This is a genomic window from Klebsiella sp. 4_1_44FAA (assembly GCF_000238715.1).
GTDB lineage: Bacteria > Pseudomonadota > Gammaproteobacteria > Enterobacterales > Enterobacteriaceae > Klebsiella > Klebsiella pneumoniae.
Genome location: NZ_JH414804.1, coordinates 154,792 through 172,951, shown reverse-complemented (window position 1 = coordinate 172,951; position 18,160 = coordinate 154,792). Strand labels below are relative to the sequence as shown.

Annotated in this window: 14 protein-coding genes, 1 tRNA gene and 1 pseudogene; 3 read left to right on the top strand and 13 right to left on the bottom strand. The window is 53.1% G+C overall.

Translation table 11 applies throughout. From position 1 onward, the window contains the following. Window positions 1-671: 671 nt before the first annotated feature. The 7 genes from HMPREF1024_RS05895 to aspA all read right to left on the bottom strand — a co-directional run bounded on the left by HMPREF1024_RS05895 (window position 672) and on the right by aspA (window position 8,702). Window positions 672-747: transfer RNA gene (locus tag HMPREF1024_RS05895), tRNA-Phe, on the bottom strand. Window positions 748-862: 115 nt separating this feature from the next. Then, complete coding sequence (locus HMPREF1024_RS05900) at window positions 863-2,950, bottom strand: DUF1176 domain-containing protein (protein WP_009309375.1); 2,088 nt, start codon at window positions 2,948-2,950, stop codon at window positions 863-865. Between the two features lie 67 nt (window positions 2,951-3,017). Then, window positions 3,018-3,608 carry a transcriptional regulator gene (locus HMPREF1024_RS05905; RefSeq protein ID WP_002885410.1) on the bottom strand — a complete coding sequence of 197 codons (591 nt, stop codon included), beginning with the start codon at window positions 3,606-3,608 and terminating at the stop codon, window positions 3,018-3,020. A 20-nt stretch (window positions 3,609-3,628) separates the two neighbouring features. Beyond that, window positions 3,629-5,425, bottom strand: a complete 1,797-nt coding sequence (locus HMPREF1024_RS05910) for a protein-disulfide reductase DsbD (RefSeq protein WP_009309372.1) — start codon at window positions 5,423-5,425, stop codon at window positions 3,629-3,631. Further along, complete coding sequence (cutA, locus tag HMPREF1024_RS05915; protein WP_002885422.1) at window positions 5,401-5,724, bottom strand: divalent cation tolerance protein CutA; 324 nt, start codon at window positions 5,722-5,724, stop codon at window positions 5,401-5,403. The genes HMPREF1024_RS05910 and cutA overlap by 25 nt, the downstream gene beginning before the upstream one ends. 124 nt (window positions 5,725-5,848) lie before the next feature. Then, window positions 5,849-7,150 (bottom strand): anaerobic C4-dicarboxylate transporter, encoded by a 1,302-nt coding sequence (locus HMPREF1024_RS05920; RefSeq protein ID WP_002885423.1) that lies wholly within the window; start codon window positions 7,148-7,150, stop codon window positions 5,849-5,851. A gap of 115 nt (window positions 7,151-7,265) precedes the next feature. Further along, window positions 7,266-8,702 (bottom strand): aspartate ammonia-lyase, encoded by a 1,437-nt coding sequence (aspA, locus tag HMPREF1024_RS05925; protein WP_002885424.1) that lies wholly within the window; start codon window positions 8,700-8,702, stop codon window positions 7,266-7,268. A gap of 337 nt (window positions 8,703-9,039) precedes the next feature. On the opposite strand from aspA, the gene HMPREF1024_RS05930 reads away from it, so the two are divergent. Continuing rightward, on the top strand, window positions 9,040-9,516 hold the full coding sequence (locus HMPREF1024_RS05930; protein ID WP_002885425.1) for an FxsA family protein: 477 nt from the start codon (window positions 9,040-9,042) through the stop codon (window positions 9,514-9,516). A 51-nt stretch (window positions 9,517-9,567) separates the two neighbouring features. Here HMPREF1024_RS05930 and yjeH read toward each other — a convergent pair whose 3' ends face one another. Next, window positions 9,568-10,818, bottom strand: a complete 1,251-nt coding sequence (gene yjeH, locus HMPREF1024_RS05935; protein ID WP_004146698.1) for an L-methionine/branched-chain amino acid transporter — start codon at window positions 10,816-10,818, stop codon at window positions 9,568-9,570. Between the two features lie 231 nt (window positions 10,819-11,049). Between yjeH and HMPREF1024_RS05940 the strand changes: the two genes are divergently transcribed. Beyond that, on the top strand, window positions 11,050-11,343 hold the full coding sequence (locus HMPREF1024_RS05940) for a co-chaperone GroES (protein WP_004152420.1): 294 nt from the start codon (window positions 11,050-11,052) through the stop codon (window positions 11,341-11,343). A 37-nt stretch (window positions 11,344-11,380) separates the two neighbouring features. Beyond that, complete coding sequence (gene groL, locus HMPREF1024_RS05945; protein WP_002885441.1) at window positions 11,381-13,027, top strand: chaperonin GroEL; 1,647 nt, start codon at window positions 11,381-11,383, stop codon at window positions 13,025-13,027. Window positions 13,028-13,146: 119 nt separating this feature from the next. On the opposite strand, the pseudogene HMPREF1024_RS32100 reads toward groL, so the two are convergent. The 5 genes and pseudogenes from HMPREF1024_RS32100 to HMPREF1024_RS05960 form a co-directional block, all read right to left on the bottom strand. Beyond that, window positions 13,147-13,280, bottom strand: a pseudogene (locus HMPREF1024_RS32100) (integrase core domain-containing protein); the annotation flags it as partial. A gap of 307 nt (window positions 13,281-13,587) precedes the next feature. Further along, window positions 13,588-13,950, bottom strand: a complete 363-nt coding sequence (locus tag HMPREF1024_RS05950) for a hypothetical protein (protein ID WP_009309366.1) — start codon at window positions 13,948-13,950, stop codon at window positions 13,588-13,590. Between the two features lie 30 nt (window positions 13,951-13,980). Continuing rightward, the gene (locus tag HMPREF1024_RS05955) at window positions 13,981-14,343 is read right to left on the bottom strand and encodes a hypothetical protein (protein WP_009309364.1); all 363 of its coding nucleotides are present in this window, start codon (window positions 14,341-14,343) and stop codon (window positions 13,981-13,983) included. Window positions 14,344-14,586: 243 nt separating this feature from the next. After that, window positions 14,587-15,546 (bottom strand): fimbrial protein, encoded by a 960-nt coding sequence (locus HMPREF1024_RS29205; protein ID WP_009309362.1) that lies wholly within the window; start codon window positions 15,544-15,546, stop codon window positions 14,587-14,589. An 18-nt stretch (window positions 15,547-15,564) separates the two neighbouring features. After that, window positions 15,565-18,138, bottom strand: a complete 2,574-nt coding sequence (locus tag HMPREF1024_RS05960) for a fimbria/pilus outer membrane usher protein (protein WP_009309360.1) — start codon at window positions 18,136-18,138, stop codon at window positions 15,565-15,567. Window positions 18,139-18,160: the final 22 nt, after the last annotated feature.

Sequence of the window (18,160 nt, the reverse complement as noted above, 5' to 3'; positions counted from 1 at the left end):
CGGCCTGCGGGTCCTCCACAGGTTCAAACAGCGTAGGCCCGCGCAAGCGCAGCGCCGCCGGGCGATACACATCAGACACCGTACCCGCGGTTGTGCCGGATGGCGGCATAAATTCCTTATCCGGCCTACGGGTCCCCCACAGGTTAAACAGCGTAGGCCCGCGCAAGCGTAGCGCCGCCGGGCGATACACATCAGACGCCGTACCTGCGGTTGTGCCGGATGGCGGCATAAATGCCTTATCCGGCCTACGAGTCCTCTGCTGGTTCAAACAGCGTAGGCCCGCGCAAGTGCAGCGCCGCCGGGCGATACACATCAGACACCGTACCCGCGGTTGTGCCGGATGGCGGCATAAATGCCTTATCCGGCCTACGAGTCCTTTCGCAGGCTCAAACAGCGTAGGCCCGCGCAAGCGCAGCGCCGCCGGGCAGCGGGTGATAGAACGGAGTTCGATGAAGAGTCCGGATGCAGAAAAGCAAAAACCCGCCTTTTGGGCGGGTTCTTTAAATAGTGGTGCCCGGACTCGGACTAACGCCGCAGGCGTTGAACAGCGCGCTTGCCGCGCTGGCCCCGAAGGGGTGAGCCGCTGTGCGGCGAATAATCGAACGGAGTTCGATGAAGAGTCCGGATGCAGAAAAGCAAAAACCCGCCTTTTGGGCGGGTTCTTTAAATAGTGGTGCCCGGACTCGGAATCGAACCAAGGACACGGGGATTTTCAATCCCCTGCTCTACCGACTGAGCTATCCGGGCAACGGGGCGCATTAAACCGTAATCCGCCCACCCCGTCAACCAAATTTCTTAAATTACTTATCGATTGCTTATCTTTGCGGCAATTCTGCGTTCAAAGGCGCGTTTTGGCTTAACTTCACTGCATGCCGTTATCGCCCTCGCGGGTTTTCCAGCCGCTGGTAATTGCGATAACGTGGCGTAGTCCGGAGATGAGATAATCGCCAATGACCTCCTCGTCCTCACGCGGCGAGCTTAGGGTAATTTCCGCATCCACGCCGTGGCGATAGGCGCCATGATGGCTGAAAATGGTGCCGATGTAACACTTCCCGTTCAGCCAGACCGGAATATAGGCCACCGTCTCATAGATATAGTTAACGGCGACGCCGCTGTAGTAGTTATCCGCCTCGTCAGCGGAGGTGCCCGGCGGGATGGGGCAGATCGGCGCGTCGTTGTCGCTGGCGGGTCTGTCTTTCAGCAGGCTGCCCTGCATTACCTCCAGCGAGCGCAGCAGGTCCGCTTTATCGCCGTCGCTCAGGCTGGGGGTCAGCGGCTGGTCTTTCTCCGGGGAGCGGATGCTGTTCAGCGTATAGCGATAGCGAACCGTCACCGCGGGCGTCTGGCTGGTGGTGCTGAACGGGCGTAGCAGGTAGAGGTTATCTTCGCCAAACTGGCCGTTGTACCACAGGGCATACACCTGGCCGTTGATTTTGACCCAGTGGTTCCACTGGTTAGCCCCGCGGCCATTAATGGAAAAGAGGGCGCCGGGCACCCCGGCATCGAAATCATCACCATTATCACTGTCGCTGCCGTTGACGGCGGCAAAATCATCATCACCTCGCTTGAGCACCCCGGTGTAGCTGAAGAGTCCGGTGCCGCCCACGTAGCTGTCGATAATCAGGTCGCGTTTGCCGTCGCCGTCGAGGTCGATAAGGGTAAAGCTGACTTTGCCGTTTTCTGAATCCGCGCTAATCGAGGAGCGCAGAAACGCCTGCCACTCATCATCGCTGATATCCGGGGACGGTTTACTGGTCGTGATCAGCGTATCGTCGGCGTAAGTGAGCGTGAAGTCGGTAATATGGCCGGTTAACGGAAACTGCTCGGCGACCTTATTCAGCGACAATTCTGGATCGCTTTTTTGCGCTTTCAACACTGCGTAATACAACGTGCGCAGAGCCAGGTTATCCGCCTCTTTCTGCTGCCTGGGGATCACCTGGCTGACAAAGGTCGGCAGCATCCAGGTGCCACCCGGGGTGATTTCCCGACACATACCGGTGCTGTACTTCAGGCTGGGGGGAAAGGTTTTACCATCCCAAACGCGCGTCTCGCCGGTGACGCAGTCGGCCATGCCCCGTTCTTTGTGCAAAAAGACGATAGCGCCGTCGGCGTAGCTGGAGGCCTCGGTAGTGAGCAGTCGCGGTTTGCTCAACTGGGCGTTATCGACCAGCCACAGGGCATAACCGTCGTTATAGGGCGCTCGCCAGCAGAGCGCCTGCGCCAGAGAATGGGTTTTATCCAGCGCGGTCAGCGTGATCTGGCGATCTGCCGCCGGAATGGCCTGATTCTGCCAGTCGTCGCAGCGCTGGTTCAGCAGCGGCGTCAGGATGGGCAGCAGTTTCTGGCGCTGAAGCATACTCAACGGCACTGGCTGCGCGTTATGGAGAACCGGGGCGGCGATAATTTCCGGGGCGGGAGTGGCTGGCAAAATGGCATCGTCGCCGGCATCGCCTTTATCCAGCAGCGCATCGGCGGTGCCGGTGCGTCGCTGAAACGCATCCATTTTACCCAGCACCTCGCGGCTGCCGGCGCTGGAAAGCGGCAGGTGCTGGCCGTTAAGGGTGAATTCGATTTTGCGCTGATTCGTTAACGCCTGTAGCAGGGCGGTGGTCTGATCGCTGTCGAGGCGAAAGTGGCTGTCGTCGAGAGCGTCCAGCGCGCCAAAATCCCGGTCGTCGATCAGCAGGCTGGCGGTGGAGTCGGCGGGGATATCGTGCTCGATTTGCGCAAAGGTTACCGTGGCGGTGAGGTGCTGTTCGCTGCCCGCGTTGCGGGTCAACAGCACGCTGACCTCACCCATGCGGACGCCGTAACCCGCCGCCCGGCAGGCGCCGGTATTATCGCAGGCGAGCTCCCAGTCTTTTTGTGCAAAGGAAAAACCTTGCAGGGGAGCCGCCAGCAGGGGCGTAGAGCAGAGGCCCAGCCAGGCAGCCCAGAAGAACGCGCGCATATCAATCCCTGTCAGCAATCAGTGAGGGGGAAATTATAGGCGCGACGTGGCGGTTAGGATATCAGAATCAGGTCAAGGCGCCACCCATACGGCACTGGGCGAAGCGTAGAATATCTTCAGCCAGCCGCCGGGCGGTATCCACATCCGTCTGGCTACGTTTGACCAGCAGACGGCTCAGACAGCCCTCGACAATCAGCTCCATCTGCTTGGCGACCATTTCCGGGTCATCCACCTCCAGCTGAGTCAGCAGCTCGTGAGTGTAGGCCAGCGAAGCCTGCTTCTGCTGTTCCGCCAGCTGGTGAATGGGGTGCTGAGGATCCGGGTAGAAGGTGCAGGCGGCGATAAACAGGCAGCCCGGGTACCGCTGGTTGCTTACGCAGGTGGTGAGTGCGGCATAGCGTGCCAGCAGCTTTTGCTCTGCGCTTAAGGTCTCGTCCAGCAGGAGCTGACGACGCCAGGCATCCACCTGCTGGCTCAGATAGCGAAGCGCGTCGTACAGCAGCGCTTCGCGGTCAGGCCAGAAGCGTTTCAGGTCGCTCGTCGGGCAGGACACGCGCTCAGCGACCATCTCCAGCGACGTGTTGGCGATACCTTCAATTTCAAGAATCTTAATGGCTTCTGCCAGGACGTCTTCACGTAGCACGGTGTTCTCCTCCATCTTTCCTCCTAAAGTGTCGCTCACGCTTGCCAATCGCGCAAATGGGCGCTGAATGCCGCGGCATCCATAAAGCCGGTGACTCGCCGCTCAGGCTGTTCCTGACCCTCAGCGTTAAAGAACAGGATCGTCGGCAGACCCAGCACCTGCAGGTGTTTCAGCAGCGCGACGTCTTGCGGGCTGTTCTTCGTCACATCAACCTGTAATAACACGGTGCCTTTCAGCGCCTGCTGCACGTCAGGTGAACTAAAGGTGTATTTTTCAAACTCTTTGCAGGCCACGCACCAGTCGGCGTAAAGATCGAGCATCACCGGTTGACCTTTCGCCTGCGCCAGCGCCTGGTCAAGCTCGGCCACCGAGCTGACGCGGGTGAAAGCCAGGTGCGCCTGCTGCTCGACCGCCGGGGCGCCAAACGCCCAGTCCTGCAGAGGCCGCGCGCTGACCAGCGCGGCGGCAAGCAGAATGATCTGTACCAGCCGCATCCACGGCCGGGTAGCGCCCAGCGAGGTGATAAACGCCCAGCTGAAGAAGGCGACACCGAGCATTGACCACAGCCGTAACCCCCACTGGTCGCCGAGTATGCGTTCCAGCAGGAAGACGGGCAGGGCAAGGATCACAAACCCGAAGGCGGTTTTCACATGGCTCATCCACGGGCCGCTTTTCGGCAACAGGCGATTGCCAAACACGGTCACAAGGATCAACGGCAGACCCATGCCCAGCGCGTAAAGGTACAGCGTGCCGCCGCCCAGCCACAGATTACCGCTCTGGGCGATATACAACAGAATGGCGCTTAGCGGCGCGGTGGTGCAGGGAGAGCAGATCAGCCCGGCAATAGCGCCCATCGCAAAGACCCCGCCGGGCGAGCCGCCCTGGCGCTTATTGCTGAGCAGCGTCAGCCGGGTCTGCAGCGACGACGGCAGCTGCAGCGTGAACAGGCCGAACATGGAGAGCGCCAGCAGTATAAACACCGCCGACAGGCCGACCAGGACATACGGGTGCTGCAGGGCCGCCTGGAACTGCAGCCCGGCGGCGGCTACCACCAGCCCCAGCGCGGTATAGGTCAGGGCCATCCCCTGGACGTAAATAAAGGCCAGCAGCAGGGCGCGCGCGGTGGAAAGCCGCTGTTTTCCGCCCAGCACGATGCCCGAAATCAGCGGGTACATCGGCAGCACGCAGGGGGTGAAGGCGATACCAATGCCAATCAGCAGCGCCCACAGGGCGGTGAAGGGCAGACGAGCGGGGACGTCTGCTGGCGGCGCCATGGCAGGCGCCTGCGGCACGGCGTTCTCCTCCATCGGGCGCGGTTCAACCGGCAGCGGCGGATTGAAGGCCGGGCGATGGTTCTGCGACGACACGGGCGCGGCGGCGGTTGGCTGAGCGTCGTTTGAGGCCGCCCGCACGGCGCTCAGCGGGATCACTTTAGTCTCCGGCGGATAACAGAATCCGGCATCGGCGCAGCCCTGCCAGGTGACGGTGAGAGTAGCCTCTTTGTCCGCCTCCTTCACCGTCACCGGCACGGTCAGGCGTTGGCGAAAGATCTCGCTTTTGCCGTAAAACTCATCTTCATGCCACTCTCCCGCCGGCAGCGCCGGTTCGTCGATCGTCGCCCCGGCGGCGCTGAAGGTAAACTGTTGACGATAAAGATAATAACCATCCTTGATTTGCCAGCTCAGGTTGACGTCATGCTGTTGCTGCTGAAAGTCAAAGGCGAAAGCTTGATCAGCAGGCACGAAGTTCGAGCGCCCCGGCGCGTCGAATAACCCGGCGGTGGCTGATGTGCTGCACAGCAGCAGGATCAGCGTAATGATGCGGTAAGCCATGAGAGGTAATCGTTATCTCCATGCGTGACGGGTAGAACCAGCAGTTCTGGGGTTTGATACGGGTGGTGTGACTTCAGGCAGTCCAGCAGCGCCTGCTGATGGGCAAGGTCAGTTTTGAGTAGCATCTGAACTTCATACTCCTGCTCGAGTTTCCCTTCCCAGTAATACAGAGAGGTGGCCCCCGGCAGCAGCGTGGCGCAGGCTGCCACCTTTTCCGCCAGCGCTTTTGCCGCCAGATCCTGGGCGGTCGCTTCGTCCGGCGCGGTACAGAGCACAACAACAGCATCAGGCGTAGTCATCATGAACCTCGTATCAGCGAAAAGAGGCACTATAACACGCAAGATGCGGGGATATTAGCGTAACGAGCGGGGAAAGTGAGGGCAACGGAAGGCGGGCCCGTAGTGGACCCGCCGCCAGCGGTATTTACAGCATAATCCCGCCAAAGATAAAACCGAGGATCACGCACAGCGTGATAGCGATAACGCCGGGGATCAGGAAGGCGTGGTTAAAGACATATTTACCAATGCGGGTTGAGCCGGTGTCGTCCATCTCTACCGCCGCCAGCAGGGTTGGGTAGGTCGGTAGAACGAACAGCGCCGAGACCGCGGCAAACGAGGCGATAGCCGTCAGCGGGCTGACGCCCAGCAGCAGCGCGGCAGGCATCAACGCCTTGGTGGTGGCTGCCTGCGAGTAGAGCAGCGTGGCGGCGAAAAACAGTACCACCGCCAGCAGCCATGGGTAATTATGCAGCAGATCGCCGGCCACGGCCTGGATGTCGCTGATATGCGCTTTAACGAAGGTATCTCCCAGCCAGGCGACGCCGAGGACGCAGACGCAGGCGCTCATCCCGGACTTAAAGGTGCTGGCGTTGAGCACTTCGCCGGTGTCGATTTTGCAGGTGATGCTAATCAGGGTGGCGATGGTCAGCATAAATACCACGATCGCCTCGTTACGCGGCAGCACCGGGTTCTTAATCAGGCCGACGGTATCGCTGATGGCCGTGGCGTAGAACATCACCGCCACGATGCCGATCAAAAACAGCAGGACAGAGCGTTTGGCGTGCGGCTGCAGCTCAAATACCTGGCTGCCGCGCAGTCTGACTTCCCCCTTGGCCAGCCGCTCCTGGTAAACCGGATCGTCTTTCAGTTCGCAGCCGAGGAAGTTGCAGACGATAGCGGTGAGCATCACCGCCAGCAGCGTGACCGGAATACAGATGGCCAGCAGCGTCAAATAGCTAACGCCCAGCGGTTCAAGGATTCCTGCGAAAAAGACCACTGCGGCGGAAATGGGCGAGGCGGTGATCGCTATCTGGGAGGCCACCACCGCAATCGACAGTGGACGAGACGGACGAATGCCTTGCTCTTTGGCAACTTCGGTGATCACCGGCAGCGTGGAGAAGGCGGTATGGCCGGTGCCAGCGAGCACGGTCATAAACCAGGTCACCAGCGGGGCAAGGAAGGTAATGTACTTCGGGTGGCGGCGCAGCATCCGTTCGGCGAGGCTGACCAGGTAATCCATCCCGCCGGCGACCTGCATGGCGGCGATAGCGGCAATCACCGCCATAATGATTTCAATAACGTCGAAGGGGATCGCACCCGGTTTAATTTGAAAAATAAGCGTCAGGACAAGGACGCCAAGGCCACCGGCAAAGCCGATACCGATGCCGCCGAGCCGGGCGCCGAGATAAATCGCCAGCAGGACAATAACCAGTTCTGCACCAAACATATATGCCTTCCTTGTTTTTTAACAAGTTGATATTGAATTGTTGTATTTTAGTAAAACCAAAAAGCAAAAAAGGCATGTCATCGCTGACATGCCTTTGAATGACTAACCTGAAAGATTACTGTTCGCTTTCATCGGTATAACGCTTTGCTTTATAAGCGGGATGCATCAGGTTTTGCGCAGAGAAAATATCATCCAACTCCGCCGCCGTCAGCAGTCCGCGCTCCAGGACCACTTCCCGTACGCTCTTGCCGGTTTCGGCACAGATCTTGCCGACGATATCGCCATTGTGGTGGCCAATAAACGGGTTGAGGTAGGTGACGATGCCGATGGAGTTGTAGACGTAGCCTTCACATACCGCTTTATTGGCGGTGATGCCGTTAACGCATTTCTCCAGCAGGTTGTAGCAGGCGTTGGTCAGGATATGAATCGACTCGAACATCGCCTGGCCGATCACCGGCTCCATCACGTTCAACTGCAGCTGACCGGCTTCGGAGGCCATGGTCACAGTGGTATCGTTGCCGATAACTTTGAAGCAGACCTGGTTGACCACCTCCGGCACCACCGGGTTAACCTTCGCCGGCATGATTGAAGAGCCAGCCTGCAGCTCAGGCAGGTTGATTTCGTTGAGGCCCGCGCGCGGACCGGAAGAGAGCAGGCGCAGGTCGTTACAGATCTTGGATAGTTTCACCGCCAGGCGTTTCAGCGAGCTGTGAACCATAACGTACGCCCCGCAGTCCGAGGTGGCTTCAATCAGATCTTCCGCCGGGACGACCGGTAAGTTGCTTACTTCAGCCAGCTTCTGCACCGCCAGCTGTTGATAGCCGTCCGGGGTGTTGAGGCGAGTACCAATGGCGGTGGCACCGAGGTTCACCTCCAGCAGCAGCTCCGCAGTGCGCAGAATGCTTTTGGTCTCTTCATTAAGCAGCACATTGAAGGCATGGAACTCCTGGCCGAGGGTCATCGGCACCGCGTCCTGCAGCTGGGTGCGGCCCATTTTGAGGATGTCCTGGAACTCCACGGCTTTCGCCTGGAAGCCTTCGCCCAGCTGTTTAATCGCATCGATTAACTTAAGGATGGAGGCATACACCGCAATGCGGAACCCGGTGGGGTAAGCATCGTTGGTGGACTGGCATTTGTTGACGTGATCGTTTGGGTTCAGGTACTGGTATTCGCCTTTCTGGTGGCCCATCAGCTCAAGGCCAATGTTCGCCAGGACTTCGTTGGTGTTCATGTTTACGGAGGTACCGGCCCCGCCCTGGAAGACATCGACCGGGAACTGGTCCATGCATTTGCCGTTATTCAGGACTTCGTCACAGGCGGCGATAATCGCATTTGCCGCGCTTTTGGGAATGGTCTGCAGCTCCTTGTTCGCCAGCGCGGCGGCTTTCTTCACCATGACCATGCCGCGCACGAATTCTGGTATATCGCTGATTTTGCTGTTGCTAATGTAGAAGTTTTCAATCGCTCGCAGAGTATGAACGCCGTAGTAAGCGTCCGCGGGAACTTCCCTGGTGCCCAACAGATCTTCTTCGATACGAATGTTGTTTAACATGTGAACCTTCTTTTCAAGCTGCCAATGAATTCACCAAACACACAGAATATCCAGTATTCAGTATATTTTCTGGCCGACGATTATTTCCTTAACCGGCCCGGTGCCCAAGATCATATGCTGATGATAGCGAATATCAGTAAGCTTGATCACTTATTACATTGCGGGTATGAGAAGATTTATTAATCTGTGAAATGGGTCACCGCTTTCTTATTCCTGAGAAAAATAAGCCTTTCCGCTGATTGAAAAGCCGCTCAGCATCCCCATGTTAGTGGGATGCGATCAGCAAATTGATGATTACGGGCGCTGAACGCAGCGCCCGTTGATGAAGGAGACGCCGGTGCGTTGGATTCCGTTTATTGCTTTTTTTCTTTACGTTTACATTGAGATATCGATCTTTATCCAGGTTGCGCACGTGCTGGGCGTCTTTATGACCCTGATCCTGGTGATCTTTAGCTCGGTGGTAGGGATGTCGCTGGTGCGTAACCAGGGCTTCAAAAACTTCCTGCTGATGCAGCAGAAGATGGCCGCGGGCGAGAGCCCGGCGGCGGAGATGATCAAGAGCGTATCGCTGATTATCGCTGGTCTGCTGCTGTTGCTCCCGGGGTTCTTTACCGACTTCCTCGGCCTGCTGCTATTGCTGCCGCCGGTGCAAAAGCATTTGACGATGAAGCTGATGCCGCACCTGCGCTTCAGCCGGATGCCGGGCGGCGGCTTTAGCGCCGGAACTGGCGGCGGAGAGACCTTCGAAGGGGAATTCCAGCGCAAAGATGAGCAGCGCGACCGTCTGGACCATAAGGACGATCGCCGCGATTAACATTCCCCCGGCCCGGTCAGCAGATGCGACCGGGCCGCTTTCTTTGCAGGCCTACACGCTTCCCGTCGCCAGCTTGCGCCTGGGTAAAAACAGCCACAGCCCCGCCAGCATCACCAGCGCGTACAGGCTTTTCCAGCCGACCATCGCCAGCAGCAGCAGACAGAGAATGCTGCCCACCACCGCCAATAGCCGATAGCGACCGCGAAGCAAACGACAACCCGCCAGCATGCACAGCAGATAGATCATGATGAAAATGCCATTGGCGTAAACGATCAGCGCGTCCAGATTGATATCGAGCAGATAGATGCCAAGGGTGCTAACTACGCAGGATCCCAGCACGGCGTTGAGGGCGTTGCGCGGGATCTGCCGTGGCGACAGCCTTGCGAGGTAGCTGTGTGGCTTATGCTGCGCTTGCGACCAGACCAGGCGGGCAAAGCTTTGAATATAGATGTTGAGGCTGGCGAAACAGGCGAGATAGCCGATGACGCAGGCTACCCACAGCGCTTCGACGCCGAACAGACGGACCACGATATTCGGTAATGACGCCGCCGCCGCCATCTCCTCGCCAAAGGCGTGGAAGTGCAGCACCAGCACGGTGCAGGCCCAGTAGACCGAGCCGGCAAGCAGCAGGCCTATCATCAGCGCCCTGGGGAAATCACGCTCGGGATGTTTAAACTCCGAGGCGAGATGCGCGAAGGCTTCCAGACCGACAAAGCACCAGAACATCACCGACAGCGCCAAAAAGAGCTGCCCGCGGTCAATCTCCGCCGGGGCCGGGAAGGGGATCTGCGCCGGGCTTATCCCGCCGCGCCACCAGACTACGACGATCAGCGCCACAATCAGTACGGCAACCAACGTCTGCAGGTTGGCGCTGGAGCTGGCGCCACGCGAACCGACCCACCAGACGATGGCCAGGGTGCCCAGCTCCGCCAGCAGCAGCTGCGCATCATGCCAGCCGAACAGCGCCTGGCCAAAACCGGTGGCGATGTGCAGGGCGGCGGGGAGTCCGACCGGGATAACCGATAAAAACAGCCAGCCGGTGACGCTGGCCAGACGTGGCCCAAAGGCCATATCGACAAAGTGGGCCACGCCGCCCGCGCTGGGAAAATGGCGGCCGAGCAGGGCGAAGACGATGGCAATCGGGAAAACAAGGAGAATGAGCAGCGGCCATGCCCACAGGCTGTTATCGCCAGCGACCAGCGCCGCCAGCGCCGGGACGGCGAAGACGCCGGTACCCAGCAATGAGGTGGAAAGCAACCCAACTCCCTGTCCCAGCCCTAACTCCTGTTTTAAACCACTCATGATTCAATCCTGCGCCAGTGAAAAAAAAGAGAGTATCACAATCGCTTTTCCTTATGACCGATTGCCTGACATGGCCGCTTTTTGTGCGCCAGCGCAAAGGTAAAAATTTTTTTAATTTTGCCCTTGAAGCCGTAAATGGCCATCCCCATCTCTCTCTGCACTAGCCGGTAAACCGCGTTCGGCCCGGCGTCACCCATAACTGATAATGACTTTCTCGAAGGAGAGCTATCAATGAGTATTCGTCCGTTACATGATCGTGTGATCGTCAAACGTAAAGAAGTTGAAACCAAATCTGCGGGCGGCATCGTTCTGACCGGTTCTGCAGCAGCTAAGTCAACTCGTGGCGAAATCATCGCTGTCGGTAAAGGCCGCATCCTGGAAAACGGGACCGTGCAGCCGCTGGACGTTAAAGTTGGTGACATCGTGATTTTCAACGATGGCTACGGCGTGAAGACTGAAAAGATCGACAACGAAGAAGTACTGATCATGTCCGAAAGCGACATCCTGGCAATTGTTGAAGCTTAATTCGCACGACCCTGAACGAATTTGAGGAATAAAAGAAATGGCAGCAAAAGACGTAAAATTCGGTAACGACGCTCGTGTAAAAATGCTGCGCGGCGTAAACGTACTGGCAGATGCAGTTAAAGTGACCCTGGGCCCGAAAGGCCGTAACGTGGTTCTGGACAAATCCTTCGGCGCGCCGACCATCACCAAAGATGGTGTTTCCGTTGCACGTGAAATCGAACTGGAAGACAAGTTCGAAAACATGGGCGCGCAGATGGTGAAAGAAGTTGCCTCTAAAGCGAACGACGCGGCAGGCGACGGTACCACCACCGCAACCGTACTCGCTCAGGCTATCGTGAACGAAGGCCTGAAAGCTGTTGCAGCAGGCATGAACCCGATGGATCTGAAACGCGGTATCGACAAAGCGGTACTGGCTGCAGTAGAAGAGCTGAAAGCGCTGTCCGTTCCGTGCTCTGACTCCAAAGCTATCGCTCAGGTAGGTACCATCTCCGCTAACTCCGACGAAACCGTCGGTAAACTGATCGCGGAAGCGATGGATAAAGTTGGTAAAGAAGGCGTGATCACCGTTGAAGACGGTACCGGTCTGGAAGACGAACTGGACGTAGTTGAAGGTATGCAGTTCGACCGCGGCTACCTGTCTCCGTACTTCATCAACAAGCCGGACACCGGTGCCGTTGAGCTGGAAAGCCCGTTCATCCTGCTGGCTGACAAAAAAATCTCCAACATCCGCGAAATGCTGCCGGTTCTGGAAGCCGTAGCGAAAGCTGGCAAACCGCTGGTCATCATCGCTGAAGACGTTGAAGGCGAAGCGCTGGCGACCCTGGTGGTTAACACCATGCGCGGCATCGTTAAAGTGGCTGCGGTGAAAGCACCGGGCTTCGGCGACCGTCGTAAAGCTATGCTGCAGGACATCGCTACTCTGACTGGCGGTACCGTTATCTCTGAAGAGATCGGTATGGAGCTGGAAAAAGCGACTCTGGAAGACCTGGGCCAGGCGAAACGCGTGGTTATCAACAAAGACACCACCACCATCATCGATGGCGTTGGCGAAGAATCCGCAATCCAGGGCCGCGTAGCTCAGATCCGTAAGCAGATCGAAGAAGCGACCTCCGACTACGATCGTGAAAAACTGCAGGAACGTGTCGCTAAACTGGCTGGCGGCGTAGCAGTAATCAAAGTCGGTGCGGCTACCGAAGTTGAAATGAAAGAGAAAAAAGCACGCGTCGACGACGCCCTGCACGCAACCCGTGCTGCGGTTGAAGAAGGCGTGGTGGCTGGCGGCGGCGTAGCGCTGGTTCGCGTTGCGGCGAAACTCGCTGGCCTGACCGGTCAGAACGAAGATCAGAACGTCGGTATCAAAGTTGCGCTGCGCGCAATGGAAGCGCCGCTGCGTCAGATCGTTTCCAACGCCGGTGAAGAGCCGTCTGTTGTGGCAAACAACGTGAAAGCAGGCGACGGTAACTACGGTTACAACGCAGCAACTGAAGAATACGGCAACATGATCGACTTCGGTATCCTGGACCCAACCAAAGTCACCCGTTCTGCACTGCAGTACGCGGCTTCCGTGGCTGGCCTGATGATCACCACCGAGTGCATGGTGACCGACCTGCCGAAAGGCGACGCGCCTGACTTAGGTGCTGCTGGCGGCATGGGCGGCATGGGCGGTATGGGCGGCATGATGTAATCGTGCGCTCTACGGCATAAAAAAGCAGAAACCCCTGGCCAGCAATGGCTGGGGGTTTTTTATTGTCATTTTTAATCATCTTCTTCGTGACCCTGGTTCAAAATAGGTGCTGTACCAAATCAAAGATCTTCGCCTGTTCGGATACTTCGGATAAATTCAGTCGGAGTCATGTCATTTAATAATGAATGCGTTCTCTCATGATTTTATTCCTGCGCCAGTTTTCGAGTTTGTCCTGCGCATCTTCCAGGGACAGAAGCCTGGCTAATAATTTTAAATGGAAACTGATGTAGGAAAGGGTTCGTAACTGGAGCAGAGTATTAAAAGTATAAAAAACATGTAATAAGTTTCTTATATTCTATTGATATGCTATCAATTCTAATCACTAAAGTGTTTTATTGTAATAAACCTATAGATGGAATTTATAATGATGATGTTTTATTTGTTAGAATAATCATTAATAAAGAAAGAAGTGATAAATTTAGCAAATAAAATTTTTGGAATGTTAAAAAACATAAAAAGGTACAACGTCGTACCTTTTTATGTTGAAAAATCAATCGAGATTAATAAATACCCGGAGTACCGTTAAAGATACCTTCTAAACTATCAATCGCGATCTGTTTTGACTGATCCCAGCCCAGGAAGAAACCTGCTGCGGCACCGTTAATTGCGCCAACGATAAGGCCATAGAGTCCACCGATCATCATACCGATAGTACCAACCCCAAAGATCCCGCCGTTGTCGCTGCCGTGGGAGCCACCAACGATGCTACCACCACCTGCGGTGATTGCACCTAACAGCAAAGCAGAAGCGACTGCTTCAACGCCGTTTGATGCAATCGATGAAATCGCCGATCCCAGGGATGAGAAGTCCCAGCTATAAGCACCAGAGATTGATTCCATTTCAATTACAGATAATTCTTTCATTTTATGTCCTTATTTTAATCAGTGGTGAAATTAGAAAATGCCGGTTGTTCCATCAATCAAACCTTTATAACCGTCCATGGTCAGCTGCATAGAATCATCCCAACCAAGTAAGGCACCGGTAATAGCACCAATAATACCGCCAGCGATCAGCCCCCATAAGCCACCAACGGCCATACCAATGGTACCAACGCCGAAGATCCCGCCGTTATCGCTGCCATGAGTTCCACCAATAGAACTGCCGTAGCTAGCAAGAATCGATCCCAGAGTGACCGCGGATGCAACTGCTTCAACGCCGTTTGATACGATAGAAGTCAGTGCTGAACCCAGGGAGGAAAAATCCCAGCTGTATGCACCAGCAATGGATTCCATTTCAATTACTGATAACTCTTTCATTAATGCTCCTTGAAGAAATAATAAAACTTACAATTGTATATTAGATCGAACTAATATTTTCTTCCTTATTAATCAATATACATTGGTCAATAATATAACGTGAATGCCAAGAAGCATTCCAGTTACTGGAAGCTGTTACAGGATAAATATCCAATTCTGTTTTTCAACTCATCTTTACATGAATTATTGCTGCTTAATGAACTGTGAAGTTAGGTTCACATCCCAGTTCATTTTAAAGTTTTATTAATATTGATTTATCGTGAAGGTCATTGCAGCATTAGCAGTCCCTGACTTAACCGTCCCGATACGTTTATAGTGAGCAACAAGTGGGATCTCTATTGAGCTCTCCATATTGGTATGATATTTGGTTTCACTAGAAAAAACTAAAGGAGAACGATCTTTAGCATTAAGTATTTCAACTGCTATGCCTGTGGCGGCATCTGAATTACTGGTGTCAACATTAAGTATACCTTTTCCAGTACTACCGGTTGTTGGGTCAAAAGAAACGTAGACAGCATTAGCATCTTTCTGACAATTAAGCTTAACGGAGAACTTGGTATCCGTAGATGTGCTTCCAACAGACGTAAAGGAAGAAGCAAGATGATTACCAAGTTGAATATTTTGAATTCGTAAACTTGGGTCTGTCACACAGCTTTTAGTAATCCAGGAAATTTTTGCTTTAATAGATATTTTTGCTACAACCCAGTTATCAACATTAAACTGGGCCGCGAGGCCATAATTCGTCGTCCCTTTACCAACAGTGCCTGTCTTAATGAAGCTAATGACAGTTTTTTTATCGGTAGACCAATATAATAAATCGCCAGAAGTCATAGACGCTGAATAAGGGACGGCTTTTGAAGATTGTACAAGATCTCGTATTTGAATACCGATACCATCAATACCTGAGGCATAGATATTACCATAAACATTCGAGCCCACTAATGTCTGGAAAGAACCCAGCATTTTAGAGGTATATTTACCTCTTCCTGAGTTTAAAGGACAGGTTATCTTTGGTCCTTCTGTATCGAGGCGAGCTGTATAGAGAGTTGCACCAACCTCGGCATCTGGATCGATAGCTATTGAAGACAAATTTAAAGTATACGTCTTGCCGTCCAATACAATACAGCCAGACGCATCAGCTAAGCACTGCGAACTATAGATACCGATAAAGGTGGTGATAATAGCCACCATAATTTTATACATAGTCAGGTCCTTCTTTGGTTAGTAGTGGCACACAAGTTGACTTTGTTGAATACCGCTTGTTTTTTCAGCATCCGAAAATTGATAATTTGCACGACACTGCTGAGAAGCCTTTTTACCCCACTGAACCGATAGTGCCCCTTCCAAAGGCAAACCAGCCATATAAACCTGACCATTATCACTGACGATACCATTACGAACTTCTTGTGACGTCTCTGCAACGCTGTTTACCATAGCACCAAATGGGACTGGTTTATTATTGGTATCAACTAGACGAAACATAGCTCTGATCCCTTTTTTACCTGTATATTGAGCTAATACAATCGCCCCACGAGTTGGCACCACTGTAGCGGTGGTTGTATCTAAATCAACGTCTTCAGGCATTGTTTCTGTATCAAGAACAACATCATTTCTCCGATACATCGTAATATTTGGAACTATCGCATAGCCACGGTAGTCTGTTTTCACACCGGTATTTCCTATAACACGTGTTCCGGTCACACCGGGCGCTTTGACAAGAGCACTTGTATCACTAAAAGATTGTCCAGCTGTAATACCATTGCGGTGCACAATTACACCACCGTTAATACCATAATTTAGACGCTGCCAATCATGATCATAGTTGTAGCTTCCGTAAATTTCACCATAGCTACCCTTATAGTCGACGCCAGCGTTACCACTACTGAAGTCTCGATTATCGTATTGTTGTTGCAAGTTCCAGCTCAGATTATTATCTGCCAACGCAAGCCCAGATAAACCCACACTATTACTGGTTGAGCCCGGATCGCTAGTATTCAAGCCATAGGTTACCCAAGTATTCGGCATCCAAATATCAAGAGGAATGTTGACGTTGAATGAAAATATATTATCAGTAGAATAGTTTCTACCGTAACCCTCATAGTCAGTTGAGGAGCGAGAATGGGAATAGTTTAAATTATACGTAATACCGCTCCAGCTATTGCTGTAACCTACGTTAAGTGAGTTATTCCTGCGGCGCTGATTCCAGTAATCTTCCATTACGCCGCCGATGTTAAAATAGCCTAATTTATCACCGAGGCTTTGGCTTACGGTAATTTCAGTTCTATTTTTAACGCGATCGTTATAGTAGTATTTATAGTCATCACGATAGGTTTCAAGAACATCAGAAAGGGTATTAAAGCCGCTCGTTGAGTAACGATAGCCTGCAATCGCTATATTTGTGCCTATATCGTTCAGGTTTTTGCTGTAGCGTATACGCACAGATTGGCCCGATATCTTATCTTGATCTTGCTTCGTCGACCAGGCCTGTGTTACGTCTAAAGAAACAGCACCAAGTACGCCCAGGTTGTTACCGACGCCAATGGCCACTGATTGATATTTAGAAGCAGCCTGGAATCCCCCGTATAGGGTGGTGTTGTGTGGTAAACCGTAGCTGGCCGTTGCTTGTGAAAACGGAGTATAGTCAACGCTACCGTCGGAGGAGCGGTATTGGCCGGATGTAATGCTATATTTTAAACTACCTTCACGACGTAATACGGGAAGTGAAGCATAAGCTACAACAAAATTTTGTTGAGTGCCGTCAGCTTCTTCGATAGTGACATTGAGGTCCCCATTGCCACCTGTCGAATACAGATCAGTGATCTCAAAGGCTCCAGGAGGAACGAAAGATTGATAAATAACATATCCACTTTGTTTAATAATAACTTTTGCGTTACTTTTCGCAATCCCGCGAACTACAGGTGCATATCCCTGGATACTTTCTGCATCCATGTAATCGTCTGAGTTTAATTGCGCACCACGATATGGCACACTATCAAAAATATCAGCATCTGAAGTGCTTTCACCCAATGTTAACAGGCTTTTAAGTGAAATAATATTTCGTTCAGCATAGGTATAAATAGTATCCCATTTACCATTGCTATCATTATCATAACTATCTTTATTCCACGTGGTGTAGTTTTTAATACGCCATGGTCCGATATTTAAGCCTGGTAGTAAGTTGACACTATGGTTCTCTTGATCTGATGATCCGTTATCTCGTGCGTAGCTACTGGTTCCATTATATCTATAATTTAAATAGAACGCGTTAATACCATTGTCAAATTCATCAGGTGAAACATACCCACGAACCGTTGAGGATACTGCGGCCTGCGGAACACTTAACTCAAGTTTCTGTAAGTTAAAGTTAAAATCAACAGAGGCTTCTGGAATGGAACTGATAATGACGCAACCATTAGCGTTTGTTTTTAATGAAGAGATTGCTTTTACCTTAATACCATAACCACTTAATTCCTCTGTTGATAAGCATGGGTATAGTTTAAGTTCTTCTCCCGCCTCGTTAAGATAGCTTGCTTTTTGTTCTGCCGTAGAAAAGAAATCAACATCTTTGGTATCGACGACGGTACCATTGATGATAATGTCAACCCGATATTTCCCAGGGGCCTGAGAATTTGCCACTTCAAAAGTCGAAAGGTCCGGACTCACGTCTGAACCGTTTAGATCGGTAAGAAATGCGGGGTTAAAAAATTCTCTTGCATATAGCTCAGAAGATATGGCTAACACACCGATACTTATAAGAGCTAAACAGCATGGAGATAATTTGAATTTTTTAATCATTACCTCGTCCTTGGGTTTTGTA